Here is a 26,112-nt window from a genome sequence, read left to right as displayed (position 1 = left end):
TCATTCGCGCGCCGGGTCAATCACATCCTCGACTTTGAAGAAACTTCCCAGGACTGGCCGGTCACCGCGCAGTTCCTTGGCGAACTGCAACCCATCCACATTGATGCGCATCTGCCGCTGGTACTCATCACCCTGCTGCATCCATGTGCGAGTCGTACCGTCAACGCCGTAGAAGTAACCGAACCCCTGGTCCTTGAAGAACTGGTACCGGTCCCCCGCGTAACGCTGGGTCCGGGCAATATCCGATCCAAAAGGATAGATGTAGTGCCCGGTTTTTCCCACGATCGGTTCCACTTCGGCTTTCCACAGTTTGGTGTCCCGCTTGAGCCGATCCATGCTGACCGTCCCAGTGGCAATGTGCCCCCACGAATGGGACGCGAAAACCCAACCGCTGTTCTTCATCGCTTCTGCGATCTCCGCAGCCTTCTTCTGGTCAGCTTCCAGAGTCTTGCTCTGGGGATACTGGCTGGCAGAGGTGCGGTAGCCGAATGCGCCGTTGTATCCGGTCATTGCGATGAGGCCGCGAGCGTCCCGATACGTGAAATCGGGATGTTCCGCTACGAAGTCATCGACCATCGTGGTCACGTCAAAAGCGCCAACCTGCGTTTTTCCCTCCGCATCGACGTATTCGTTGCGGACCTTGCCGTCCTTATCCAGCACCAGCTTGCTGGCGAAGCCATCACCTTCCATGTATTCGTAATAGCTCAGGTCATCGATGGACAGCACCACTGGCTTCTTGCCCTGGGGCAGCATGATATCCCGATACTCCATCTGCCCCTGGCCGTCGAGCGAGGCGAAATCTTCCGGGTTGACCAGGACATAATCACGCGCATACAGCTCGTCGAGGATGGCTGCAAATTCCTTCTGGGTCACCATGTAGTCGGCGTACCCCTGCGAACTGCTGCCTTCGTCAAAGGCCCTGCCGGGATCGACAATCAGCGAGTGGAAGAACAGGTGAGGTATGTTGTTCGGCTCTTCCCAAGCTGAAACCTGCCCTTTCTCTTCCTCTAGGCCGCTGGCCATCTGGTTCAGTTGTTCGGCGCTGTCTTTCTTGGCAAGTTTAATCGCCGCGTCATAGTCGTATCCGTCAGCTAGCCGGTTGATCTCGGCTCTCACGCCGTCCACTCGTGCTTCTTCCTGCTCAGCCTTTTCAACGGCAGCAGGATCCGGGGCCGGCGTTGGCGGCTCCTGTGCAGCACTGCACCCGGCAAGGCCCAGCGCCAACCCGAGCGAAATCACCAATCGTGGGTTCTTCAATGGCTGCGACCTCCGTGACCTCCACCGTGCCCGCCAGGCCGGAAGAAAACGAGTTGTCATCTGGTTATTTCGACCCTACACAGGTAGCGCTGGAGGCAACACCCTTTCAGGATGAATTACCGAACTTGAGCGATGTCTAACATTCAGCTTTTAGGGAGCTCACATTTTGGAAGGAGTCCAATGATTTAGAATTGATTGGTTAGGCGTCCCAAAGATCAAGGAAGTACATGCAGCCCTCGCACCGCGCGAATAGTTTGTGGCTTCAGTCCCAGCAGTTCAAAAGCTCGGCAGCGTATCGGCTTCTGACCGCCCAGCCGTGGGCTGTGGCCTTCATCCGCGCAGAGTTCACCGCAGACCGTTCACGGATCGCATTGGAACTTTTCCATGCCTCCTTGGATTCCTTCCTGAAGCAAGCGCGAAAGAGCGATGACCAGATTCCCGCCTCGTATTCGGCTCAGGATTTCGCCGAAACATGGGTCAAACAGGGAATTCTGGCTCGTCCGCTGATTGATGGGCGCTTCGTGTATGAACCCAGTGCGCAGACCCTGCGCACCCTGCGCTACCTGGCGGATTTTTCCACCGACGATTCGCATTTGAACTCGTCGCGCCTGAACACGTTGCTCTCTTCCCTGGAATCGCTGGCCCACGAAACCGATCCGGATCCCGAAGCACGTATCCGTGCCCTCGAATCCCAGATCGCGCTGCGCCAAGCCCAAATCGACCAGCTGCGCAGCGGGGATGACCCGGCGGTGCTTTCTCGCACGACCGCCTTGTCGGCAACTCGTTCCGTACTCGATCTGGCATCGAGTTTGCCAGCAGATTTCCGACGCATGCGCGACGGCGTCCAGGATATGCTCCATTCATTGCGTGAAGGCATTCTGGATGCCTCCACAGCCAAGGGCGTAGCTGTGGGTCAGGTTCTTGAAGCTGACCGTCAGTTGCGTTCCACTGCCGAAGGCGAAACCTTCAGCGGATTCACTGAATTCCTGAACTCCCCGGAAGCGCAGCAGCGTTTCCGCGCCGCATTGGCCGAAGTCCTGGACCGCGACTTCGTAGATGACCTGGAAACGCCCGAACGCCAGATCCTCACTAACCTATTGCGTGAATTGCGCCGCCAGGCAGCTGAAGTCCATGCCTCCTATGGCAAGCTCTCTGAATCCCTGCACGCATTCGTGCAGTCCGAGGACTACAAGCAGGCCGAGCTATTGCGCCAAGCGGTCCGCGAAGCTGAACTGGCGATCAGCAAGTCCACGAGCCTGAAACCCCGCAGCGGCTTGGCCCCGATGGAGCTCTTCGCTCCGCAGTTCGTCACCCTTTCCGGTCTTGGAATCTACGACCCCTCCGAGCATGTGGCTCCGCCTCCGCTGGCTCAAGCGCCAGAATTCAGCGAAGCCGACATTGTGCGTAATCCCTCGACGCCCCAGGCGGACATGCCATTGCTGCGTGCATCGATCACCCGGCATCTGGGCCAGTCCAGTTCCGGCTCGATCCGGTTGGATGAAGTCTTCGAATCCTTGGATGCCGAGCAACGGCACTTGAATTCCATTCGTGCCCTCGTGGAAATCGGGCGCACCAATGGCGAATCGCTGAACGAGAGCGATCTGCTCAGCATCCATTTCCAGCAACTCGATGGTTCGATGCGAACCGCAATCCTGCCCGCGTTAAGCTTTACGAAGGAGCCGCTATGACCAAGAGCGATTCATACGCCGCACCGATCACCGAACCATTGTTCGAGGGCGACACCGGGAAGTTCCCGCTGCCGCTGCGCCAGCTGCTGGTCCGGTTGTTGCGTGGCCCGTACCTTGATGGGTCCATCGATGCCTCGGCTTGGCAGCTGCTGCTGGACCAGCAGCAGAGCATCAGCGATTACTTCTCCGAGATCTTCTTGGCACTGCAGCTGGACATGGACCGCAAGATCGCCATGCTTGCCCCCGTCCAGATTGAACAGGTCCACACCTCTCCTATCGCTCCGCGCCGTCCGCTGAAGCGTGATGAAACCCTGCTCGCCCTGCGGCTGCGGCTGTTGCTCGAACAGCATTCAGGCAGCGGCAGCGATGCCGTAATTTCGCGTGCGGGCATGCACGAGATCCTGGCCGAGCACCGCCAGACCTCAGACCGCGATGACAAGCGCTTTGCCGAATCCTGCGATGCTGCGGTCACCCGCCTGCAGGCTTTGCGCTTGCTCACCGGCACCGAGCTGGAGAACGAGTTCCGCATTTCCCCGGCCCTGGCGATGGCGCTGCCGATCACCAATATCCAGGACATACCACGCTACATCGCGGCAATCGACGCTAATGATCCAGCTTTCAGCCTGGGAGCCGAAGAAGCTGATGACCTCGCAGAGCAGACCCCCGAGTTGGTGCAGGAGTAACCGATGAGCATTGAAATGACTCTCCCGCTGGGCGGGGCACTCAACCCAGGCCAGCATCGTCTGAGCCGGGTACAAATAGTTAACTGGGGAACCTTCCACGGCTTGCATGATCTGGCCGTGGACCGCGCCGGCACCTTGGTCACCGGCCATCCGGGCGTGGGCAAATCCACCTTGTTCGATGCGATGGGCCACGTCTTCTTTGCAACGCCCCGCCTGAACGAATCGGCCAATGACGCGGCCACCCGCGAGGACCGCCGCACCACGTTCTCCTACATGCGCGGGCGCAAGTTCAAAACCAGCGCCGGCACTGTCTACCAGCGCCCCGGCGCGACGTGGAGCGCCATCGTGCTCAGCTACGACGATGGCATGGGCAACACCGTTACAGCCGGCGCGGTCTTCGATCTGCCCGATGCCGGCCTGGAAGGACAAGTCTCCAAGCACTATCTTTTGTGCGAAGGCAAGGTCAATATTGCGGAGCTGGAAAACCACGGCCCGCGCCGCTTTACCGTGTCCTCGCTATCCAAGGCCCTGGCACCGAGCGAGGCGTTCGATACCCACAAGGCGTTCATTGAGCGATTGCGCCGCCGTTTAGGCGTCGAAAGCGACAAGGCCTTTGCCCTGTTGCGCACCTTGCAAAATGGCAAGGGCCTGGCCAAGGGCGTCAACCAGTTCTTCCGACACGAAGTGCTGGAAGAACCAGCCACGTTGAAGGCCGCGTCCGCAGCAGTGGAAGACTTTGCCCATTTGCGTGGCATCTACCGCCAGCTGGATACCGCCCGCGCCCAGCGTGACGTGCTCGCGCAGGTGCCGGAGCAGGATCAGGCCTACCGTTCCTTGGCTGGACAGATCGCCACCGCCCGGCAATTGCTGGAAAGCGACGTGCACACCCTGGAAACCCAGGTCCGCCAGCTGGTGCTGCGCAATGACCTGAACTCCCACGAAACGGAGCTAGCCAAGCTCAAGGCCGAAGAAGCCGGGCTGCGGCAGCGCAAGGAAAAGCTCGATGACCAGCTGGCGTCGCTGGAGGCTGCCCACGACTCTGCGGGCTCTGCTTCCCTGATGCTGCTGGAGCGCGAGGCCGATGTGGCTCGCAAGGCATTGAGCGAGAAGGAGAACGTCATCCGGACCCTGCAGCAGCAGGCCTCGGATGCTGGCTTGGCCTTCGAATTCTCAGCCACCGGCCTGGATGAGCTGCGGGCCAACGCGGCACGTACCTTGCAGCAGCTCAGCTCGATTACGCATGATGCCCAGACCGTTGAGTACGAGGCCATGGCCACCTTGGTCAACCTGCGCAAGCGCGCAGAAACGTTGGCTGACCAGATCCGCTCCTACCAGCGCCGGGCCAGCAATATCGATGACCGTTCGATAGCCGCCCGCCGTGCCATCGCTTCGGCCTGCTCGCTCAAGGAAGAACAGCTTCCCTTCGCTGGCGAGCTCATGGATGTTTCGGCCGATGCCGGTACCTGGCGTTTGGCCGCTGAAAAGGCCTTGCACTCCTTGGCCCGCACCCTGCTGGTTCCCGGGGAGCTGCTCACCCAAGTCACCCACGCCATTGATCAACTCGACGGCTTGGGCCGCGTGCGGTGGAGCGACATTTCACAGCCGCCGCGCACCGCTGAAGCTGGCCTGGCAGACCTGGTGGCCAAGCTGGACTTCGCGCCCGGCGAAGCCGGAACCTGGCTGAAGGCGAAGATCACCGCCGACTACCCATTGGCCTGTGTTGAGAACGATGCAGCCATGCATGTGCACCCCAAGGCGATAACTCCGGCCGGCACCATCAAGTCCGGAACCGGAAGCTTCGAGCGCGATACCCGCACGTTGCCTGCTTCCGAGTACCTGCTGGGCTTCACCAACGAGTCGAAGATTGCCGAGTTGCAGTCCAAGGCGGCACGGCTGGATGAGAAAATCGTCCAGGCCCACCAGGCTGCCGATGAGCGCAGTGCGGCGAAGAACAAGATCGCGGCCAAAACCCAGCTCTTGCAGGCCCTGATTGCCGATGAGCGGACTTTTGGCCAGTTCGACGCGTCCGAGGCACTGGAAGCGTTGCGCCGCAGCGAGCAGAAGCTCGGCGATGCCTTGGCATTGTCCGGGGATTCCTCCCGGGTTCGCCAGCAAATCGAAACGGCGAAGGCCGAGGCAGAAACCCTGGTCGGGGACCTCGCACTGGTTCGTTCACGCATTGCAGATCTTGGCTTGCAGGTGCAGCGTGTACAGCAGATCCTGTCCACCAGCGATGACTTGGGGACCGGATGGGAGCAGAGCATCCCGTCCGCGCTGCGCCAGCATCAGCTGCTTGGCCCGGTTCTCCAGCAAGTGGTTGCAGGGAACTGCCCTGCCAGTGAACAAATCAGCGAAGCCTTTGCCGAGGTCAAGCTCCAGTTGGGCAGCCAGGTCAACTCCTTGCAGTCGCAGCGCCAGGAAATCGGTGGCGCGCTGAGCGAAACCTTCCGTCGTTTTGCCCGTGAATTCGGCACCTCGCACGCGCAAACCCATGGCACCACCGCTGAAGCAGCTGAGCACTACGCGCAGCTGCACGACCAGATCGTGGCCGACGGCCTGCCGCACCATGAGGCGCAGTTCCGCGAATACTTCGCGAACCGTTCCTATGAACGCTTCAGCGACCTCTTGCAGTTGCTGGATGAAGAGCGCCGGATGATCTCCGAACGCATCAAGCCGCTGAACCAGATTCTGGCAGAGGTGACTTTCGAGCATGGGTCGGTCCTTCGCCTGGAAGCAGTAAATGCGATTCCAGTTGAGGCCGGTACCTTCCGCAAGGACCTGAAGGACGCATTGCAGGAGGCTTACACCACCAAGGACGAATCCACCTTGGCCAGCTCCTACCAAGCGCTGGAGGCACTGGTTACCGCACTCAGCGACCCGGCGATGGCTTCATGGCGTTCGACCGTGCTCGATGTCCGCCAGCATGTGATGATCAGCTGCAATGAGCACAAGCCCAATGGGGAGATTGAGACCGGCTTGGAACCCGGGACGCTCTCCGGCGGCGAAGGCCAGCGCTTCACATCCTTCATCATGGGTGCTGCCCTGGCCTACCAGCTGGGCTTCGCTTCAGCCGGGTTCACTTCCTACGGCACGGTGATGATCGACGAGGCGTTCATTCAAGCCAACTCCGAATATGCAGCGGCAGGCATACGCGCGTTGCAGGAGTTCGGTTTCCATCTGGTGCTCGCGGCCCCCGAGGACAAGATCGATTTGAGCCGCCATCTGGGATCCATCACGGATATCATCAAGCACCCTGGCTCCAATATCTCAGGCTTCGTGACCACCGGCCGTTCCCCGGCCATGGCCACGACGATTACCCTGCGCAGCTGAACATCCAGAACAAGGCACGAGGTCCAGAATTCGCCATAGCGAGTTCTGGACCTCGTGCCTTGGTGCTTCGCCTCTAGACCATGCTGCGCTGCACTCGATCAGGGATCATGACCACCCGCGGGGACAGCTCTTGGGGTGCGAAGCCTGGATCGATGCACTGCTTCCAATACCTGAGGTGCACCTTGTCGATTTCATGTGCAGAGTCCTGCACCGCGGCACCGCCCTCGCCTTGGATGCTGTACCAGTAGAGGTAGTCGACACCATCCAGGGTTTCGCTGAAGATCGTCTCCACGTACATCTTTTCGCCTTCCAGGGTTTCAAGCACCGCGGGCATATTGCTGTTCAGGAATTCCAGCCATTCATTAGCTAGCGCTGATTTGCCTGGCAGAACTCGGAATCGAGTGAGTTCAATTTTCATGTCTACAGCCTATGGGCTTGAGCCGCACCTGCGGAAAAGACAGTGGTCCTGAAAGCCTTGGCTTTCAGGACCACTGTCTTTGGCTGGCTACCGGCTATTCGACGGCCAATCCTTCAACCGGCGACAACTTTGCGGCGCGGCGGCCCGGAGTCACCGATGCCAAGAGCGCTGCCACGATGCTGATCAGCAGGACCAGTGCGAGCTGCCACCATGGGATCTCGTAGGTCATCGTTCCCATGGACGCGAGTGCCGAGCGGGCTCCAAGCAGGCCGTAGGCCACACCCAGCACCAAGCCGAGCAGGGCTGCGACGCCGCCAATCAGTACCGCTTCGGTCGCCAGCATGCCGCGCAGCTGCTTCTTCTTCAGGCCCAGGGCACGAAGCAGGGAATTCTCCCGGGTGCGTTCCAGGATCGAGAGGCTGAGCGTGTTGGCTACGCCGATCAGGGCGATCAGCACCGCCACTGCCAGCAACGCAGAGACAATCATCAGCAGCACGTCAATGATCTGGGAGAACATCGACTTCATCACCACACCGCCATTGATCATTGATGATTCAACGCCGGTGATGGCAGAAACCTTGGTGACCAGTTCGTTGACGCCCGCTGCATTGACGTCGGAATCCACCTTGATCAGGATCCCCGAGTACTGATTGGCTTCATCGATTTCCAGCTTGCTGAAAGTCTGCTCGGTGACGATATTTCCTGAGAGCATGGCCTCGGAATTCTTCACTGCCAGCGTTTGCCCGCCAACTTCCACCGTCGGGTTTTCGGGACTACCCAGCACATAGACGATTTCGCCATCTGCCGGCACGATATTCGGATCCAGTGCAACGTCAGCGAAGCTCTTGGGATCAACGGACATGACCTCGGCGTTGAACATTTCATCGGTTCCCATGTCCACATCCGCATATCCGGAGGTGAAGCTGGAGCTGGCGGTAATCCCGTCCACGCCATTGATTTGCTCAAGCATGCTCTTGGTCTCGGCGCCTGAAACTTGGCGGTCATAGAAGGAGACCATCATGTCGACCGGGAATTCTGCGGCCACAGCGTTGTTCAAGCTGGCCTTGGCGGTCTGGCCGCCGACCATGATCATGGACACCAAGGTCACGCCGATCAGCAGTGCCGTTGCCGTCGCGGTGGTTCGGCCCGGGTTGCGCACGGCGTTCAGGGCCGCGAGCTTTCCCGCCGTCGATTTGCCAGCCACGGCCTTGCCGATCCCAGAAACGCTGCTCGGCACGAACAGCGAAGCCAGCATCAGGATCCCCGGGAAGGAAACCAGGCCGCCCAGGAAGGCGACTACCAGATCCCCCTGGATCGCGCCGTAGGCCAGCAAGCTGGCGCCGGCCACCACGAACAGCGATCCGAAGATGATCCGGGCTTTGCCGGCACGGTTCTTCACGCTGGCAGCGTCGAAGGGGCGCAAGGCCGCCAGCGGTGCGAGTTTCATCGCCCGTCGAGCCGGCAGGCTCGCTGCGACCACAGTCATCAGCACGCCGACGAGAATTGGGATGGCCAATCCCTGCGGGGTCAGGGCCAACGCCGCATAGGACATCTCCGGCACCATCACGTGCAGCAGCTGGATCAGGCCCGCCATCAGTGCGACGGCGAGCAAGACACCGAGAATCGAGGCAAGAATGCCAATGAGCAGTGCTTCGATGAGCACCGAGCTACGAATCTGCTTGCGCTTGGCGCCCAGGATGCGCAGCAGTGCCAGTTCGCGGGTGCGCTGGGCAATGACTACGGCAAAGGTATTGACCACAACCAGACCGGTGACCACCAGTGCAATCAGTGCGAAGACCAGCAGGATCACGCTGAGTTGGTCGGTGCCTCCGGTGAACTGGGCGACTTCGTTCAAGACCTTCTCATCGGCGGTCACCACCGCCATGTCAGCCATCTTCTTGCCGGCAAACAGCTTCTCCAGCTCTGCCTTCAATGACTCGTCGGAGCCGTCGCCATTGACCACGATTTCGGTGATCAGCGCTTGGCCGCCGGAAAAGTGCTGCCACGCTTTCTCGCTCATGCCGGCCAAGGCGTAGGCCGAGGTCCGCGGGTTGGTGGTCGAGCGCTGGATGCCCACGATGTTGTAGTTCGCCGGCGAGATCGCGCCATTTTCCAGAGCCACGACGTCCCCGATGGACACGCCCATTTCCTTGGCGTGGGAAGCATCGATAATGATTTCGTTGGAACCTTGGGGCGCCCGGCCCTCAATCAATTCCATGCCGCCCAGCCCCTGGTCGGGATCTACTGGCTGTGCGGACACGCCGTAGCTGTTGTCCGCCGTGCGCAGCAGGCCATCGGCGTAGGCCAGGCCATAGGCGGTGGAAACTTCAGGCAGGTTCCGGACATCTGCGATGTCCTTGAGGCTCAGCTCGGTCAACTCCTCGGCGCCGGGAACCAGGTCCCAATCGGGGTAGGCCACCAGATCGGCGTTCTTGTAGGCGTCTCCGAGCGAGTTCTTCAGTGTCGCCTGGGTGGATGAGTTCACCGAAAGCGTTGCGGCAAGAAAGGCGGTGCCGATGGCCACAGCCAGGATGACGGCGATATATCGACGTGCATAGGTCTTGATATTCGAAAGTGCTACGTGCAGCATTGCTTACTCCGCCAAGGAGGCCAGGGCCTCGGTTACGGTAGCCACGGTTGGCTCCTGGATGGATCCGACAATTGTGCCGTCCTTCATCAGCAAGACATTGTCTGCATAGGACGCGGCCACCGGGTCGTGGGTGACCATGATGATGGTCTGGCCCATTTCACGGGTGGACGTGCGCATCAAGGACAGCACTTCGGCGCCGGTACGCGAATCGAGGTTGCCGGTTGGCTCATCGCCGAAGACCACTTCCGGCCGGGTGAGCAGTGCTCGGGCTACCGCGACACGTTGCTGCTGGCCGCCGGAAAGTTCATGCGGTTTGTGGTTCAGGCGGTCGCCCAGGCCGAGCGCCTGGATGACGGTGTTGAACCAGTCGCGATCGTGCTTCTTGCCGGCCAGCGACAATGGCAGCAGGATGTTGTCCTTGGCGGTGATGGTTGGCACGAGGTTGAAAGACTGGAAGACAAAGCCGATCTGCTCGCGGCGCATCTCGGTCAGCTGGTCATCGCTCAGCTCCAGCAGGTTCTTGCCGCCGATGATGATTTCGCCGGAGTCGGCGGTATCAAGTCCTGCCAGGCAGTGCATCAGCGTGGATTTTCCGGAGCCCGATGGGCCCATGATGGCGGTGAAGCGGGATCGTTCGAAGGAAACGTTTACGTCGCGAAGGGCCTCAACCCGGGTGCTGTCATGCCCGTAGGTCTTGGTCAAGCCGCGGGCAGCGACCGCATTTTCGGTTTTTGGCAGAGTCTCAGAAGTCATATTAGAAATACTACAAAGCGCCTAGCCAAACCCGCATCCACCATCAGGACCTAGTTTCCCGGGGGTGCGTCATACCAAGGTATGAGCAAATTCGTGGACGCTCTGCCCCCGCAGGTTACCGATTAGCAGCCATGTTCGCGTTCGGTTTCCTGGTGCGATGCCGGCTCAATCTGGAAGGTCGAGTGCTCAACGCTCACGGTGAAATGATCTGCCACGCACTGCTGCAAATCCCGCAGCAGCCCACCGGCTACCCCAGCGGAGAACATCGAGTCCTCGACCACCACATGGGCGGTGAGCACCGGAAGGTTGGAGGCAATCTGGCTGGCGTGCAGATCGTGCACCGCGATCACCCCGGGCAATGCCTCCAAATGCGCTTTGACCCCGAGCAGGTCCAGGCCCCTAGGCGTGGATTCGAGAAGGATGTGGGTGGTTTCCCCCAGCAATTTCATGGCCCGGGGAACGATCAGGGCGCTGATCACCAGGGCTGCCACGGAGTCGGCGCGCATCCATCCGGTGTAGGTGATAACCAGCGCGGCGATGATAACGGCAACCGAGCCCAACGCGTCGTTGACTACTTCCAGGAAAGCCGCACGCATATTCAGGTTGCTATTGCGTCCCGCGGAAATGATCCACATGGAGATGACGTTGCCCAATAGGCCGATGATGCCGAAGGCCAGCAGTCCCTCCGGTTGGACCTCTGCAGGGGTGAAGAGCCGCCGCACGGCGTCGATGGCCGCGTAGATGCCCACAGCCAGCAGCAATGCCGATTGGAAGGTGGCGGAGAGGACTTCTGCGCGGCGGAATCCCCAGGTGCGCTTGGTCGTTGGCTTGCGCATGATCAGGTTGGCAGCGGTCAGAGCCAGCAATAGCCCCAGGGTATCGGTCAGCATATGCGCTGCGTCGACCAGCAAGGCCAGCGAGTTGGTGACGATAGCGCCAACAACCTCGGCGACGAGGATTGTAGCGGTGATGGCGAAGGCCCAGGCCAGGCGGGTTCGGTTTGCTCCGGAATGATCATGGGAGTGCCCGTGAGAGTGATCGTGTCCCAAGTTCAGCCTTTCTTCGGATCCATGCTGTGCGCTTCTTCCCAATGGTGATGGGATGCCTCTTGCGGCAGAAGCGCCGAGGCGGCAGCGGTCAATGCGTCAAGTGCTTCACCCTGGCCCAGCGAGTAGATGCTGGCCCGGCCCTGGCTTCGGACGTGCACCAGGCCGGTGTCCTTCAGGCAGGACAGATGCGCGCTGACCGTGCTTTGGGCAAGGCCCAAATGCTCGGTCAGTTCCCTGACCTTATGCTCCCCGGTGCGCAGATGGTCCAGAATCAGCAGCCGCGCCGGGTCAGCGAGCGCGTGGAAGAGCGCAGCGAACTGGAGCTTGCCGCTGCGGATTTCCGATGCATCGATATCTGACTCTATTATCGCCATATAACGATGATAGGTGACTTTGCCGCGAAACGGAACGTTGCATGGCCAACTGCGCATCGCGATGGATGGCAAGATGAAAATATGACTGAAGATCTCATCGTTGGCGAAGACGGATTGGCGCGCCCTCGCTGGGCCGCCTCGAATGACATGCTCCGCACGTACTACGACGCCGAATGGGGCATGCCGATCACCTCCGAAGAGGGACTTTTCGAGCGGCTGAGCCTTGAGTGCTTCCAGTCAGGCCTGTCCTGGGCCATCATCCTTTCCAAGCGCGAGTCGTTCCGCCGCGCTTTCGAGCACTTCAATCCCGAGAAGGTCGCGTTGTTTACCGAGGACGATTTCAATCGCCTGATGGAAGACGCCGGGATCGTGCGCAATAGGCTCAAGATCCGCGCAACGATCGCCAACGCAGAAGCGACCCTGATGCTGCGCGAAGAGGGCGGCCTCTCGGATTTCGTGTGGTCCTTCAAGCCGGAACAGACCCCGGCTCCGCGTAATTTCACTGAAGTACCCACGCAAAGCCCCGAGTCCAAGGAACTGGCCAAGGCGCTGAAGAAGCGGGGCTTCAACTTCGTGGGCCCGACCACCATGTACGCGTTGATGGAAGCCATCGGCATGGTCGATACCCATCTGGTCGGATCGCACCGCCGCGGCACTTCCGGCATTTGGGCCTGAGGTCATGGAACTGCGCCTACCGGCAACGGGAATTCTGGACGTCGGCCACGCACTGGCAGTCCTGGAATTGCATTCGCTGCCTGCCCAGGAGCGGCTGGATGCCGCTGCGGCCCAGCTGCACCGCGTCCTGCAGCTGGACGGGAACCTGGTTGAAGTTTCATTGAGCCTGGATCCTGCAGGCGTATCGCTCACCCACGACGCCCCGACTGAATCCATTGCGCGCCTCACGGAGATCATCAACCATTGGCTTGGACTGCAGCAAGACACCACAGCTGCTTATGAAGCGCTCCAGGCCCTTCCTTGCTACCAGCCGCTCGCGATGGCTTACCCCTCCTTGCGGCTGATCAGCTACCCGGATATTTTCGAGGCCCTGGCCACCACGATCATTGGACAGCAGGTGTCCTTGGCGGCGGCACGGACCCTCGGCGGGCGCTACGTCGGCGCATTGGGCCAGCAGCATGGCTCGGGCCTTCGGGCTTTCCCCACAGCGGCCTCAACGGCCGCCTGCACGCCTGGGGAATTGCGCGCAATCATTCGCTGCCCGTTGCCGCGGGCAACGGCGCTGCACGCGGTAGCCGAATGGTTCGAGCACAGTGGAAAGTTCCTGCTCGGAGACGTGCCGGCATTCCTGGAGCAGCTCCAAGGGCTGCGCGGCGTGGGGCCATGGACGCGCAATTACCTTGCCCTGCGGGGTTTGCGGGATCCGGAGATCTTCCTGGAGTCGGATCTAGTAGTTCGCCGAGCCATGAGCAAGCTTCATGATCGCGGCGTCACTGTGGCGCCTCCACCGAAGGGTGCGGGCTACCTGGCCACGTTGCTGCTGTGGTCCTTCGACGCCGCCAAGCTGTAGCAACGAGAAAGGGAGCTTATCAAGGTGTGCAATCCTGATAAGCTCCCTTTTCGACGAATCGGCCGACTGAGCAAGTCAGCCGATTCTCCATTCCCCTTATTCAAGCCGGCTACGCCGCTCGCTGCTTCGAGGTGAGCAGCCCCGGCAAGCAGCGAACTAGCCGATAAATATCGGTCAAGCTTGACGCTTCTCCCGACCACACACGGGAGAAGCTCTGGAATAAGCATATCCTAAGAACCAGTAATAACGTCAAGCCCTGTTTGCGTAATTTTTCGATTTATTTCTTAGGTCGCTCTAACTTACTTGAATCTGTCCGCGCCAAAAGACTAGTCGGCGAAGATCTTGCCAACTTCCGTACGCTTCTCGGCCTGGAATGCATCTTCTGCACGGCCAAAGGCCCAGTAGGCAGAGAGCGACATGTCGCGGCGGTCCACGCCATGCTCGTCATAGAAGTATGCGCGCAGCTTCTTCATGACTTCGCGCTCACCGTGGGCAAAGACCTGCACCCGGCCCTCGGGCCATGGAATCCCCCGGACCACGGACTCCAGGATCGTGGTTTCAGGGGAGAATTCGGCACCGCGGTGAATCCAGCGAATTTCCACGCCGGCCGGCGCCTGCAATTGCATTTCGTCAGCCTCGTCGGCAACCTCGATGACCACCAGGCCCCTCATCTGCGGGGCCATGGACTCCAAGGAGGCCGCAATGGCGGGAATGGCAGTTTCATCTCCGGCGAAGAAGTGGAAATCGAATTCATCCTTGGGGACAAACATTCCGCCCGGGCCCGAGAAGCAGATCGATGAGCCGATCTGCGCGTCACGCGCCCAAGGACCTGCTAGGCCCTCATCGCCATGGACCACGAAATCGACCTCGATGGTTCCCGCCTGCATATCGCTGCGGCGCACGGTATAGGTACGGCGAACCGGCAGATCCTCGGGAGCCAGCCGCTCACGCAGCGCTTCCATGTCATAAGGCAATTCAAGGCCCAGTTCCGGCTTCGCGAACAGGAATTTCACGTAGCGGTCGGTCACCGGCTTGTCTGCGAAATCGCAGATGCCTGGACCGCCAAGGGTGAGCCGCACCAGATGAGGTGCGATATTCTCGCGCTTGAGGACCTGCAGGAGGACCTGGGGGCGCGCAGGTCGGCCTCCAGTTTGCGGGCGATCACCAGCCGGCTGGGACACAAAATCACTTCCTGTCTTAATAAGGGTAGATAGATCAATCCTAATTGACGGGAGCGCAAGTGGTTACTTCGAGAAGGTCGGAGGACCTTCATATGCACTGAGCGCCGCGCGTTCTCCGGGGCTCAAACGCTGCACCCGCGAGGACACCGGGTCGAAATAAGCCAACGTAGTGGAGGCCTTGACGCACAAATAGTCCTCCACCGGGTCACGGAACTCGTAGCAGATATCAAAACTGGCAGGCTTGACATTGGCAACCCAGAGATCGACATTGACCGGCACGTTGCGGTATTCCAACGGGCGGGAATACCGCACCCGATGCTCGACAACGAGGATCTGGGTTCCGGCAGGCACTGCAGAGAAGATATCGGCCTGCGGCTGCGAGCCTGGCGCACCGGTGCCACCGGGCACGCCAAAGCCGGCGATTCGCGCTTCTTCCATTAACCGGATCAGATTGACATTATTGACATGGCCGTAAGCATCCATGTCGCCCCAGCGCATAGGGACCTGCACCCGCAGAATGCTTTCTTCCATGGCTAATCTTCCTTCAGCAGGTTTGCGCCGTCATTGCCCACGATCCCCAACTTGGCCAGCTCCCGAAGGATCCGGGCTCCGTCCGGCTCGTAGACCCAACGCACCCCGGGGGTGGTTCGGCGCAGCTCATGCGAACGTCCGCCGGCTAGCACCGCTTCCGAAGGGGTCAGCTGGCGGATCACAATAGCCCTGACCAATTCGGGGTAGCGGCGCGCGAACTCCGCATAAATGGCCGGATCATGCTGGCCGTCATCGCCGATGAGCACCCATGAAATGTGCGGGAATTCTTCGGCCAGGCGGCGCAGCTGGTCAACCTTGTGCTGCATTCCGCTGCGGAACCAGGAACGGTCTGTTGGCCCCCAGTCGGTGAGCAGCAACGGCCCCTTCGGGTACAGGTTGCGCGAGATGAAGCGCTGCAGGGTCTGCGCGACATTCCATGCGCCGGTGGAAAGGTAGATGGTCGGAGCTCCTGGATGCTCGAGCAGCACCTTCTGGAGCATTACCGCCATCCCGGGGGTCGCCACGCGGGCATGCTCGGAGAGCACAAAGGAGTTCCACGCCGCCAGCATGGGGCGCGGCAGTGCGGTGACCACGACGGTGTCATCCACGTCGCTGATCACCCCGAACTTCTGCGCCTGGTCGATAACGAGAATCTTCGCCTGCGCGGCATCGCCGTTGTGGGCATGAAGCCGGATCTCATTCCAGCCCGCGGGCAGGTCGACTACCAGCTTCACATCAATCACGCCGCCACGGTCAGCCTGGACCTCGAAGCGCTGGTCGCCAACGTCAATGCTGACCTTGCCGCCGGGAAGGATCGGGGAAATGAAATTGCGGAAACCGCGAATGCCATCGGCAATGACCTGGGCTTGGTGCTGCCCGTCTTCAAAGGCGCCGGGCTTGGCCAGGACAACGCGGGCGAAGACGCGAATCCAGCCGCCGCTCGGTCCGGTAGAGCCATATCCCACATAGGGAAGGATTACCGCTTGGTGGCCGTTGGCCAGGGCGCGCCGTGCACGCCAACGATGCACTCCGTCTTCCATTCGCGAAGCTACATGCCGGGCATCGCCATCAGCCGAAATATGACTCATAGCCCCAGTCTTTCATGTCGACCGCCAAGCACGGGAAAACGACAACTTGTGTCTTGAGCCCTTGCCTTTTTCTACAAAGAGTAGAAAACTGGTGCTATGAAATTCGAACACGAGCTCAATAGTCCGGTCCTGGTATTGGATGAGGACCAATCGTGGCAGCTGCTCTCGCACAGCTCCCACGGACGCGTAGCAACTTCGGTTGCAGGGTTGATCGATATTGTTCCGGTGAACTACGCGGTGCACAACGGGAAGCTGTTCTTGCGCACCTCGCCCGGTAATAAGCTTGCGGCCATGGCGATCAATGAAAAGATCGCTTTCGAGGTCGACGGCATCCTTTCCGATGAAGCTTGGTCCGTTGTCGTGCACGGCAGCGCCGAAGTATTGGAGCATGAGGCCGATATCAAGGAGGCCCGCGAAAGCGGCGTCACTCCCTGGATCCCCACCCAGAAGGATTTCTGGATTCGGGTCAACATTGATTCGGTCTCCGGGCGCCACTTCGAGCTTGGCGAGCAACCAGAGGTCGCTGAATAGTTCTCTCCGATCTACACGGCAAACGCCGCCTCCCGCCCAATGGCCATCGGGCTGGCAGCGGCGTTTCCAGCTTTAAGCCGATGCCTGGGAATAAGGGTAGAACCCTTCTCCGCTCTTGCGTCCGAGCTTGCCCGCAGCCACCTTTTCGGTGATCATCGGGTGCGGCTGGTCGGCCTCGTCACCGGTCTCGGCGTAGGTCGCCTGGGCGATGAAATCGATAACATCAAGGCCCACCATGTCCATCAGCTCGAACGGACCCATGGGGTGGCCCAAAGCGGTCTTCGCGGTGGTATCGATATCCTCGATGCTGGCGATTCCCTGGTGAGCCAGGTTCAGCGCCTCGGCGTTGATCGCACCCATCATGCGGTTGGCAATGAAACCCGGAATCTCCTTGTTCACCAGCACCGGGTTCTTCCCCAGCTGGTTGGCTACCTCGGTAACAGCCTGAATCGTGGCATCGCTGGTCTGCCCATGGCGGACTATTTCAACGCACTTCATGACCAATGCAGGGTTGAAGAAGTGCATATTGCACACCTGCGCTGGACGGCCGCTGGCCTGGGCCAGCTTCGAGGAGGGCAGCGTCGAGGAATTCGTCGCCAAGATGGCGTGGGCCGGTGCATGCTCGCCCAGTTGGGCGAAGATCTGCTCCTTGATGTCCAGGCGCTCCACAGCAGCCTCGATCACCAAGTCGGCTGTGGAAGCAGCCTGGTTCAAGTCGGTGTTCTGGCTCAAGCGCCCCAGCGCCGCAGCTGCCGCGGGCTGGTCGAGTTTGCCTTTGGCCACACGGCCGGCAGCCCAGGACTCCAGCTCGGTGCGTGCTGCGCCCAACGCGTCGGCAGAGATATCCTGCAGCACGGTGGCGTAGCCGCCCAGCGCGCAGCTCATCGCGATCTGGCGGCCCATGGTGCCGGCACCGATCACCAAAATACGTTCAATCCTCATTGACCATTCTTTCTCTGGAGTCCTGGCCTGCGCCTTTTAGCCGCGCAGGTAGGTCGTCGTGGTGTGCGTGTAGAACTCGCGAGCTGCTGCTCCCTGTTCCTTCGGTCCGTAGCCCGAAGCTTTCGCACCGCCAAAAGGCACGTGCGGGTCAGCGCCGGCTGACTCCGAATTTACATGCAGAATACCCACGTCGAGAGTTTGTTGCGCCTCCAGGGCCAGCGCAAGATTCGAGGTGAACAATGCCAGGCTCAAACCATATTCCGAGTCTTCTGCAGCCTCGAAAGCTTCCTTCCACCCGTTGACTCGGCGGACCGCCACGATGGGCGCGAAGAATTCTTCCTGCCATGCGCAGTTGGCTCGCCCGGCTTCCCCCTCCGGAAGTTCCAGAATGGTTGGTGCCAGGAAGCTGCCGGTTCCCGGGGCCAGCCCGCGATAGCGCAGTGTTGCGCCCTGTGCCAGCGACCGGTCGATCCCCTGAGCCGCCGAGTTCGCCGCTTTGGCATCCACCAGCGGGCCCATATGCACTGATGGGTCCAGCGGGTCCCCGGTCACCCACTGCTCCAGCCTTTCGGTGAGCTTGGCCAAGAATGCGTCGGCAATGGACTCATCGAGAATCAGCCGGCTGGTGGCCGTGCACTTCTGGCCGGTGGAGCGGAAGGCCCCGAAAAGCACCTGCTCGCTGGCCAGGTCCAGGTCTGCGTCGGCCAGCACTACCGAAGCATTCTTGCCGCCCATTTCCGCCTGCACCGGAATCCCCTGGGCCGCACCTGCCGCGCAGAGTTTGCGCCCGACTCCGGTGGAACCGGTGAAAGTCAGCCCATCCAAATGCTCATTGGCGATGAAGGCATCACCCAGCGCGCCCGGGCCGATGACCAGGTTCAGTACACCAGCGGGCAGCCCTCCGTGCTCCAGGGCCTGCACAAAGCGCATGGCCAGCAACGGCACCAGGCTGGCCGGCTTGAACACCACGGTATTGCCGAAAACCAGCGCCGGGGCGATCTTCCAAGCCGGAATCCCGATCGGGAAGTTGAACGGGGTGATCACCCCGATCACCCCCAGCGGCTTGTGGGTAACCAGAATCTGTTCCCCGGCGCGCGGGGATTGGAAGACGGTGCCGGCAGCGCGCTCCGCTTCGCCGGAATAGTAGGCCAGGATCTGTGCGGCCCGCAGCACCTCGCCGATTCCCTCGGCTCTGGTCTTGCCCTCTTCGGCGGCAAGTTCCGCTCCGAAGTCCTCCGCATGCTCCTTCAGGTATCCGGCGGCCTTGGCCAGAATCGCCCCGCGGGCGGCCATCGGAGTGGACGCCCAGGATTTCTTGGCCCGGTGGGCGGCGCCGAAAGCGGCGTCCACCTGGTCCACGCTGGCCGCGGTGCCCTCCGCGAGCACGATGGAGTCGTCGGCGGCCGCCTTCGAATCGATGCGGCGGCCTTCGCCAGGCACCCATGCGCCATTGATGCAGTGCTCCAGGGTGGCAAGTGTTGTGGAAAGGTTCATTTGCTTGGTTCTCCCGTCTTCCTTGGCTTCGCGGCTTAGCGGAAGGCCGGCACGCCGGTGAGCTTGTTGCCCAGGATCAGCGTGTGCACCTCGTCGGTGCCCTCGTAGGTGCGCACCGATTCCAGGTTGTTGGCGTGGCGCAATGGCGAGTAATCCAGCGTGATGCCGTTGCCTCCCAGGATGGTGCGTGCTTCGCGGCAGATCGCGATGGCTTCACGGCAGTTATTCAACTTCCCCACCGAGATCATGTGCAGGTCCAAATTCCCGGCATCCTTCAACCGGCCGATGTGCAGGGCCAGCAGGAAGCCCTTGTTGATTTCCAGGGCCATGTCCACCAGCTTCTGCTGGGTCATCTGGTATCCGGCCAGCGGCTTGTCGAACTGCAGGCGTTCCTGCGAGTAGGCCAATGCCACCTCGAATGAATCGCGGGCGGCCCCCATGGAACCCCACAAGATGCCGTAGCGGGCTTCGTTCAGGCAGGAGAACGGCCCCTTCAGGCCCTTGGCATTCGGCAATACCGCCGAACCAGGCAGGCGCACATCGACCAGATCGATTTCGCACTGGATGGAGGCGCGCATGGACAGCTTCTGCTCGATCGGGGTGGCGGTGAAGCCCGGGGTGCTGGTCGGCACGACGAAGCCGCGGATGCCCTCATCGGTCTGTGCCCAGATCACCGCCACTTGCGCCACATTGGCCAGCCCGATCCAGCGCTTGGAACCGTTGATCACCCAGTCATCGCCGTCGCGGCGGGCGAAGGTCTTCATGCTCGACGGGTCGGAACCTGCCGTTGGTTCGGTCAGGCCAAAGCAGCCAATGGCTTCGCCGGCGGCCATCTTGGGCAGCCATTGCTGCTTCTGCTCCTCGGAGCCGTACTTGTAGATGGCGCTCATGGCCAACGATCCCTGGACCGAAACGAAGGTGCGCAGCCCCGAATCGCCGGCTTCCAGCTCGGCGCCGGCAATGCCGTATTCCACGGCCGAGCGGCCGGCGCAACCGTAGCCTTCCAGGTGCATGCCCAGCAGGCCCAGCTTGGCCATCTCCGGAACGATCTCCAGCGGGAAGACTGCGTCGTTGTACCACTTGGCGATATTCGGCTTGATGTTCTCGTTGACGAAACCGCGCACGGTATCGCGCAGGGCCAGTTCCTCCGCCGAGAGCAGCGAATCGAAATTGATCAGGTCGGCCGGATCCAGAAGGCGTTCTGCGGTGCTCATATTAAGTCTCCTTGAAAGTTCTTGCGATTAGCTATTTGCCAGGGTGCCCAGAAGCGCTTGGTGCTCCCCGTGGGCCGGCGGGATGGTGCGATATTGGGCGCCGGTGCGCGAGAGCCCGATGGGGCTGGCGATCTGCTCGGTCGCTTCCCCGGTGTCCGGATCGGTGATCAGCGCGACGGGATCCAGGCCAAGTTCCTTGGCGAAGTCGATGGCCTCGGCAATGGAGTTGACCTTTCCGGCGGGCACTCCCGCGGACATCAGCGCATTCGCCCAGTGCGCGGCAGTGGCTGAGGCGGTGGCCGCTTCGATGATTGCCTTGAGTTCTTCGCGGTGGGCCACCCGTGCGCTATTGCTGCTGAAGCGCGGATCCTGGGCTAGGTTCGGCTGGCCAAGATGCTTGGCCAAGGCAGCGAACTGGCGGTCATTGCCCACGGCGATGGCCACCACGCCGTCGTTGGCCGCGAAGGTTTCATAGGGGGCAATGCTCGGGTGCGCGTTGCCCATGCGTGCCGGGGATTTTCCGGTAGCCAGCGTGCTGCTGGACTGGTTGGTCAGTCCGGCCAGCAGCGAGCCGAGCAAGTTGACGGTCACCCGCTGGCCGATACCGCTGGCATCGCGTTCGCGCATGGCCAGCAGGATGCCGGCAACCGCATTCTGCGCCGCCAATACGTCCACCAGGGCAACGCCGGCCTTGCTCGGAGGCCCGTCTGGTTCTCCAGTGATGCTCATCAGTCCGCCCACTGCCTGCACCAGCAGGTCGAAGCCGGGCAAGGTTGCACCCTGCTTTTCGCCGAAGCCCGAGATGGAGCAATAGACCAGTGCCGGGTTCAGCTCGCGCAGGCTCTCGTAGTCCAGCCCGAATTTGGCCAGGACGCCGGGGCGGAAATTCTCCACCAGCACGTCAGCGTCGCGGATCAATCCGCGCAGGGCCTGCAACTGGGTCGCGTCCGCGAAGTCGGCGACTACTGCCTGCTTGTTGCGGTTCACCGACCAGTAGTAGGTGCTGATGCCTTGGGCATTGACCGGAGGCTTCCAGCTGCGGGTCTCATCGCCAGCAGCGTTCTCCACCTTGAGAACTTCGGCTCCGAAGTCGGCCAGAGTCATGGAGCACAGCGGCCCGGCCAAGATGCGCGAGAGGTCGATGACCTTGACCCCTTCAAGCGGTTGGCTCATTTGCTTCCACACCTTCAATCCGCACAGAATTGCTTAGTTACATGTTGCATGCAACTCTATGTTGCCCGGATCACCCTTGGCAAGGATTTTCAGGATGTTTCGCTTCTTGGGTCTGCAGGGGGCGCGGAATGCCCTAGGAAATCAAGGCGTCCAGCCGCTCCAGGAACGGTTCTGCGTCCAGTCCCGGGGTCCGCGAACACACCGAGCGGATCAGCATCTGCGCGGTGCGCATGACGTGGCCCCGAACGGCCAGCGCGGCGGCGTCGGGGTCTTTAGCCAGAATCGCCTCCATGATCTCCTCGCGGTCCCCGGCCAGGTCCTGGCTGGAGCGGGCGAAGGGCACGGTGGTCTGCCCGTGGGCCAGGACAAGGTTGCGCAGCTCCCCCACCACGCTGTCGAGTTTCGCATTTCCGGCCAGCCCCAGAAGGCACAGGTGGAATTCCTTGTCCGCTTCCAGCGTCGCCCGGCCATCACCGGTTTCGCCGATTGCGAGCATTCGCTGGTGCAACGACTTCAGCTGGTTGATATCAGCCTCGGTCGCGTTCCGCACGCCACGTGCGGCAGCTGGAGGCTCGATAGCCAAACGCAGCTGGAAGACTTCGACAATGTCCTCCAATGAAATCTGGTTGACGCGCACCCCGCGGTTTTTCGCCACGGTAACGATTCCCTCTTTTTCCAGCAGCTGCAAGGCCTCGCGCACCGGAGTTCGCGAGACGCCGAGCTTTTCCGAGATGCCAATGGCCGAGTAGTGCTCCCCCGGAGCCATCTCACCGGCAACGATGGCGGCACGGATCATCGTGGTCACCTGCTCGGTAAGAGATATCTTCGGCTTAATCGGTTGCATGCTACTCATGGTCTGAAGCTTATCCTGATTCGACCCGGCGGCAAGGCCAGGTACTAGATCGTCTTGCGCAACGGCACTTCCTTGATGAGCAATACGCAGAAGAAGGCAACCACGGCTACGGCCGCCGAGACGATGAAGACGATCCCTGTCGCCTCGCCATACGCCGATTCCACCACCTGCCGTAGCGCATCTGGCATCCCGGAAAGATTCAAGGAATCCCCGGTGGCCGGGGCTGAGGACAGCTGCCCCTTGGCCGCTAATGATTCGGCAATAAGATCTGCCACATTGCGCGAAAGCAGCGCGCCGAGCACCGCCACACCTGCTGAGCCGCCTACAGAACGGAAAAACGCCACCGAAGAACTTGCCGCCCCGATATCGGTAACTTTCACCGTGTTCTGCACCGAGAGCACCAAGTTCTGCAGCATGAATCCCATGCCCACGCCGTTGAGGAACATGCCGCAGGCCAAGAGCCAGTATTCGGTATCCTGGCGCATCAGCCCGAGCAGGCCGAGTCCGGCGATGTTCAGGACCGAACCGATGAGCAGGTAGATCTTCCAACGGCCGAAGCGGGTAATCATCTGCCCGGAGAAGACGGACCCGAAGTAGTTGCCCGCGATCATTGGCAAGGTCATGAGGCCGGCCATGGTCGGTGTCGCTTCGCGGGCGATCTGGAAGTACTGGCCGATGAATGCGCCGGTGCCGAACATCCCCACGCCAATCGAGATCGAGGCGAGAATCGCCAGCGAGGTTGTTCGGGTGCAAATGATCTTCAGCGGAATGATCGGTTCACGAACCCGTGATTCAACAAGCAGCAACGCGGCAACCAGCAATAGGAACATCGAGACCATCGTGTAGGTCTGCCACGAATTCCAGCCGAAATAGTCGGCTTTGCCTACATAGGAGACCCAGATCAGCAGGATCGAGACGGCGGTGGTCAACAGGACCGCGCCGACCCAATCGATATGCACCGGACGCTTGAGGTGCTTCAGGTGCAGGGTCCGGTGGATCAAGAGCATGGAGAGCAGGCTGATCGGGATGCCGAAGAAGAAGCACCAGCGCCAGCCCAGGGGCGAGTCCACGATGAATCCGCCGAGCAGCGGTCCTGCTGCGGTAGATACAGCCATTACGGCACCGAAATATCCCGAATAGCGTCCACGTTCCCGTGGCGGGATGACCGTGCCGATGACTGCCATGCCCATGGCGGTCAGCCCGCCCATGCCGATGCCCTGGATGACCCGGGCGAACAGCAGAACGGGTATGGACCAGGCGAGCCCGGCCAGCAACGAGCCGAGCACGAACACCAGAATTCCGGCTTGCAGCAGCTTCTTCTTGTCGAAGAGATCCGCCATTTTCCCCCAGATGGGAGTGGTGGCGGCATTGGCCAGCAGCGTGGTGCTCAAAACCCAGTTGAAGTCGGTTTGCGAGCCGCCCAGGACATCCATGATGGTCGGCAGCGCAATAGACACAATGGTCGCCGCCAGCATGGCAGCGAAGAAGGATGCCAGGACGCCAGCGATGGATTTGAGCACCTCGCGTTGATTCATCTGCGGCTGGTCTGCCGCTGCCTCGGTAAGGTCAGTGGGACGTTCCTTTTCCGGCATGCTCTTATCCAAGGTCGGAATTCTCCGCATTGCCGAACTGCTCGGTCCGTTGGGTTTGGATGCCGCGGATCATCGTCGCGTTCAATTCGCTCAGCGCGTGCGCGACGCTGGCCAAGCGCTCGGCATCCCAGTCCGGAAGGACATCCCGCATTCGCTCCAGGCGCAAGCGGTCGCGGAATTCAAGCCGCTCGCACCCCGCCTCGGTCACCCAGAGCACGTGGCGGCGGGCGTCGATCTTGCTGGGCTGCTTGGCTACCAGGCCCGTTTGCTCCAGTTCCGCCAAATGCCGGCTCATCGCCGCGGTGCCGATACCCAAGGACTGCGCAAGGTCGGCAGCATGCGTGGGTTCACGGGTTTTCAACGTCTTGAGCACGTGATGGGAGGCGTTGGATACCTCGGGGTCAGTCTGATCCATATGCGAGAACACGCGAAGGATCCTGGAACTGCGGGCCAACTCGTCGAGCAGGATTTTGAGTTCAGAATCCGAAGGGCTATCTGGAGACTTGTCCACGATCTATCGGCTGCCTATCTATTGTGTTTCCACCACAGTAAGTTCGATTCGTTGCTCCAGTCAACGTTTTTGCCCGTTGCCACGGCGGTAAGCTGGTTTTGTGAATGATCAGCGAGTCCAAACCAGCACGCAATACGCCGAAGAATTACGACTTTCCGCGCTGAAGGCAGCTCGCCAGTCCGCCGAGCTGCTGCGCGCTTCCTTCCGCGGCAACGTGGTAGCCGAGCATAAAACCAACACCCATGACCTGGTCACCGACATCGACCGGCAGAGCCAGCGGCTCATCACTGCCTCACTGCTATCGGCCCACCCGGATTCCTGGGTTCTCGGCGAAGAGCAGGTCTCCGGCGATCAAGGACAGCAGGCCGCCGGGAAGGTGCAGTGGATTGTCGATCCAATTGACGGCACCAGCAACTTCGTCCACGGCGTGGCATTCTTCTGCATCTCGATTGCCGCAGCCATCGATGGAGAACTGGTCGCCGCCGCAATCCTCGATCCGATTTCTGGTGATGAATTCAGCGCCAATTCGACTGCCGCGTTCCTCAACGTGCAGGTCCTTGAGCCCGGTGCCCGTCCCGAGCAGTCCCGCGCCAACCTGATGACGGATTACCCGGGAGCAGAATCCATGCTCAAGGACGGGGATCTGTCCTTGGAACTCTTTGGCCAGTGGATCCAGGACTTCGCCACGGTACGCCGCAAGGTCTGCGCGGCGCTGGCCCTGGCCCATGTTGCCGCAGGCTGGTGCGACGCCACCATCGGGTTCGATACCAAGGTGTGGGATGTGGCTGCCGGAGCGCATCTGGTGCGCATGGCCCAGGGCACGTTCCGCGGCTTGTCCTACGGACAGGCAGGACTCGCCGACCACTACTGCCCCGGTTTCATCGCGCAAGGGCCCGGCGCCGATTATCCTTCCTTGGCAACCGCTGCCGAGCGGATCCATCAGCTGCGCACGGGCCGCTGAGCCAACAAATCTGACAATATCGAAGTAGTTGGCCCTGCCCCTCGGCTTTGGCCGCTTTCGGACGTACCATGGCGGCATGGAACCACGATTTCAACGGACCGCGCATTCCGCCGCGCGGCACCATGGAGGCGGAGGTGTGATCCTGGGAGGAATCGGAGCAATTCTGCTTTTCGCTTCCTTCGCAGTGATGTTGGCAGCTCAATCCCTGGATTGGGAGCCACTGCTCATCGGCATTAGCTTGGGCATCTCGGCAGTGCTTTTCGGTGTGGTGTTCCATTTCACCCACTGATCCGCACTTTTCCTCATCCACTAATCGCAACGGCCCCGGATCCATCGCTCGTGGGAGCAACAGGTCCGAGGCCGTCCGTGCGTTC

General features: G+C 60.9%; 24 protein-coding genes. 8 read left to right on the top strand and 16 right to left on the bottom strand.

Going from position 1 to position 26,112, the window contains the following annotated elements:
* Positions 1–1,257 (bottom strand): polysaccharide deacetylase family protein, encoded by a 1,257-nt coding sequence (locus ACIOJF_RS16610; RefSeq protein ID WP_402741911.1) that lies wholly within the window; start codon positions 1,255–1,257, stop codon positions 1–3.
* Between the two features lie 227 nt (positions 1,258–1,484).
* Here ACIOJF_RS16610 and ACIOJF_RS16605 point away from each other — a divergent pair, with 227 nt between their 5' ends.
* From ACIOJF_RS16605 to ACIOJF_RS16595, 3 genes are read left to right on the top strand one after another with little or no spacing between them, the layout of a single operon-like run.
* A complete protein-coding gene (locus tag ACIOJF_RS16605) occupies positions 1,485–2,945 on the top strand; it encodes a DUF3375 domain-containing protein (protein ID WP_105661626.1) in 1,461 nt (486 codons plus the stop codon).
* On the top strand, positions 2,942–3,628 hold the full coding sequence (locus ACIOJF_RS16600; protein ID WP_105661625.1) for a DUF4194 domain-containing protein: 687 nt from the start codon (positions 2,942–2,944) through the stop codon (positions 3,626–3,628). The genes ACIOJF_RS16605 and ACIOJF_RS16600 overlap by 4 nt, the downstream gene beginning before the upstream one ends.
* A gap of 3 nt (positions 3,629–3,631) precedes the next feature.
* Positions 3,632–6,958 carry an ATP-binding protein gene (locus ACIOJF_RS16595; protein WP_402741910.1) on the top strand — a complete coding sequence of 1,109 codons (3,327 nt, stop codon included), beginning with the start codon at positions 3,632–3,634 and terminating at the stop codon, positions 6,956–6,958.
* A gap of 73 nt (positions 6,959–7,031) precedes the next feature.
* Here ACIOJF_RS16595 and ACIOJF_RS16590 read toward each other — a convergent pair whose 3' ends face one another.
* The 5 genes from ACIOJF_RS16590 to ACIOJF_RS16570 all read right to left on the bottom strand — a co-directional run bounded on the left by ACIOJF_RS16590 (position 7,032) and on the right by ACIOJF_RS16570 (position 12,142).
* A complete protein-coding gene (locus ACIOJF_RS16590; protein ID WP_332487655.1) occupies positions 7,032–7,376 on the bottom strand; it encodes a DUF6176 family protein in 345 nt (114 codons plus the stop codon).
* A 94-nt stretch (positions 7,377–7,470) separates the two neighbouring features.
* Entirely contained in the window at positions 7,471–9,966 is a 2,496-nt protein-coding gene (locus tag ACIOJF_RS16585) for an ABC transporter permease (protein WP_402741909.1), read from the bottom strand.
* Positions 9,967–9,969: 3 nt separating this feature from the next.
* Complete coding sequence (locus ACIOJF_RS16580; protein WP_105657341.1) at positions 9,970–10,719, bottom strand: ABC transporter ATP-binding protein; 750 nt, start codon at positions 10,717–10,719, stop codon at positions 9,970–9,972.
* A 122-nt stretch (positions 10,720–10,841) separates the two neighbouring features.
* Positions 10,842–11,768 carry a cation diffusion facilitator family transporter gene (locus tag ACIOJF_RS16575; protein ID WP_105661620.1) on the bottom strand — a complete coding sequence of 309 codons (927 nt, stop codon included), beginning with the start codon at positions 11,766–11,768 and terminating at the stop codon, positions 10,842–10,844.
* Between the two features lie 2 nt (positions 11,769–11,770).
* Entirely contained in the window at positions 11,771–12,142 is a 372-nt protein-coding gene (locus tag ACIOJF_RS16570) for a helix-turn-helix transcriptional regulator (RefSeq protein WP_105657339.1), read from the bottom strand.
* 81 nt (positions 12,143–12,223) lie between these two features.
* Between ACIOJF_RS16570 and ACIOJF_RS16565 the strand changes: the two genes are divergently transcribed.
* The gene (locus ACIOJF_RS16565) at positions 12,224–12,817 is read left to right on the top strand and encodes a DNA-3-methyladenine glycosylase I (RefSeq protein WP_402741908.1); all 594 of its coding nucleotides are present in this window, start codon (positions 12,224–12,226) and stop codon (positions 12,815–12,817) included.
* A gap of 4 nt (positions 12,818–12,821) precedes the next feature.
* Positions 12,822–13,667: a DNA-3-methyladenine glycosylase family protein gene (locus ACIOJF_RS16560; protein WP_402741907.1), complete on the top strand. Its 846-nt coding sequence runs from the start codon at positions 12,822–12,824 to the stop codon at positions 13,665–13,667.
* A gap of 326 nt (positions 13,668–13,993) precedes the next feature.
* Here ACIOJF_RS16560 and ACIOJF_RS16555 read toward each other — a convergent pair whose 3' ends face one another.
* The 3 genes from ACIOJF_RS16555 to ACIOJF_RS16545 form a co-directional block, all read right to left on the bottom strand.
* On the bottom strand, positions 13,994–14,848 hold the full coding sequence (locus ACIOJF_RS16555; RefSeq protein ID WP_105657336.1) for a siderophore-interacting protein: 855 nt from the start codon (positions 14,846–14,848) through the stop codon (positions 13,994–13,996).
* A gap of 63 nt (positions 14,849–14,911) precedes the next feature.
* Positions 14,912–15,379, bottom strand: a complete 468-nt coding sequence (locus ACIOJF_RS16550; protein WP_105657335.1) for a thioesterase family protein — start codon at positions 15,377–15,379, stop codon at positions 14,912–14,914.
* Positions 15,380–15,381: 2 nt separating this feature from the next.
* A complete protein-coding gene (locus ACIOJF_RS16545) occupies positions 15,382–16,467 on the bottom strand; it encodes an App1 family protein (protein WP_105661617.1) in 1,086 nt (361 codons plus the stop codon).
* Positions 16,468–16,563: 96 nt separating this feature from the next.
* Between ACIOJF_RS16545 and ACIOJF_RS16540 the strand changes: the two genes are divergently transcribed.
* Positions 16,564–16,998, top strand: a complete 435-nt coding sequence (locus tag ACIOJF_RS16540; RefSeq protein WP_105657333.1) for a pyridoxamine 5'-phosphate oxidase family protein — start codon at positions 16,564–16,566, stop codon at positions 16,996–16,998.
* A 72-nt stretch (positions 16,999–17,070) separates the two neighbouring features.
* Here ACIOJF_RS16540 and ACIOJF_RS16535 read toward each other — a convergent pair whose 3' ends face one another.
* The 7 genes from ACIOJF_RS16535 to ACIOJF_RS16505 all read right to left on the bottom strand — a co-directional run bounded on the left by ACIOJF_RS16535 (position 17,071) and on the right by ACIOJF_RS16505 (position 24,777).
* A complete protein-coding gene (locus tag ACIOJF_RS16535; protein WP_105657332.1) occupies positions 17,071–17,940 on the bottom strand; it encodes a 3-hydroxyacyl-CoA dehydrogenase family protein in 870 nt (289 codons plus the stop codon).
* A 36-nt stretch (positions 17,941–17,976) separates the two neighbouring features.
* A complete protein-coding gene (locus ACIOJF_RS16530; protein WP_402741906.1) occupies positions 17,977–19,434 on the bottom strand; it encodes an aldehyde dehydrogenase family protein in 1,458 nt (485 codons plus the stop codon).
* A 35-nt stretch (positions 19,435–19,469) separates the two neighbouring features.
* Positions 19,470–20,648, bottom strand: coding sequence for an acyl-CoA dehydrogenase family protein (locus ACIOJF_RS16525; RefSeq protein WP_402735711.1), 1,179 nt, complete (start codon positions 20,646–20,648; stop codon positions 19,470–19,472).
* Positions 20,649–20,675: 27 nt separating this feature from the next.
* Entirely contained in the window at positions 20,676–21,821 is a 1,146-nt protein-coding gene (locus tag ACIOJF_RS16520) for a CaiB/BaiF CoA transferase family protein (protein ID WP_402741905.1), read from the bottom strand.
* 133 nt (positions 21,822–21,954) lie between these two features.
* Positions 21,955–22,674 (bottom strand): GntR family transcriptional regulator, encoded by a 720-nt coding sequence (locus ACIOJF_RS16515; protein ID WP_402741904.1) that lies wholly within the window; start codon positions 22,672–22,674, stop codon positions 21,955–21,957.
* Between the two features lie 44 nt (positions 22,675–22,718).
* Positions 22,719–24,266: an MFS transporter gene (locus ACIOJF_RS16510; RefSeq protein ID WP_402741903.1), complete on the bottom strand. Its 1,548-nt coding sequence runs from the start codon at positions 24,264–24,266 to the stop codon at positions 22,719–22,721.
* 4 nt (positions 24,267–24,270) lie between these two features.
* Positions 24,271–24,777: a MarR family winged helix-turn-helix transcriptional regulator gene (locus ACIOJF_RS16505; protein ID WP_402741902.1), complete on the bottom strand. Its 507-nt coding sequence runs from the start codon at positions 24,775–24,777 to the stop codon at positions 24,271–24,273.
* A gap of 100 nt (positions 24,778–24,877) precedes the next feature.
* Here ACIOJF_RS16505 and ACIOJF_RS16500 point away from each other — a divergent pair, with 100 nt between their 5' ends.
* The gene (locus ACIOJF_RS16500) at positions 24,878–25,738 is read left to right on the top strand and encodes an inositol monophosphatase family protein (protein WP_402741901.1); all 861 of its coding nucleotides are present in this window, start codon (positions 24,878–24,880) and stop codon (positions 25,736–25,738) included.
* A gap of 76 nt (positions 25,739–25,814) precedes the next feature.
* Positions 25,815–26,027, top strand: a complete 213-nt coding sequence (locus ACIOJF_RS16495) for a hypothetical protein (RefSeq protein ID WP_402696631.1) — start codon at positions 25,815–25,817, stop codon at positions 26,025–26,027.
* Positions 26,028–26,112: the final 85 nt, after the last annotated feature.

This window comes from Glutamicibacter sp. NPDC087831 (assembly GCF_044742845.1).
GTDB lineage: Bacteria > Actinomycetota > Actinomycetes > Actinomycetales > Micrococcaceae > Glutamicibacter.
Note: the sequence above shows the minus strand (reverse complement) of the source record. Positions and strands in the feature narration are given on the sequence as shown.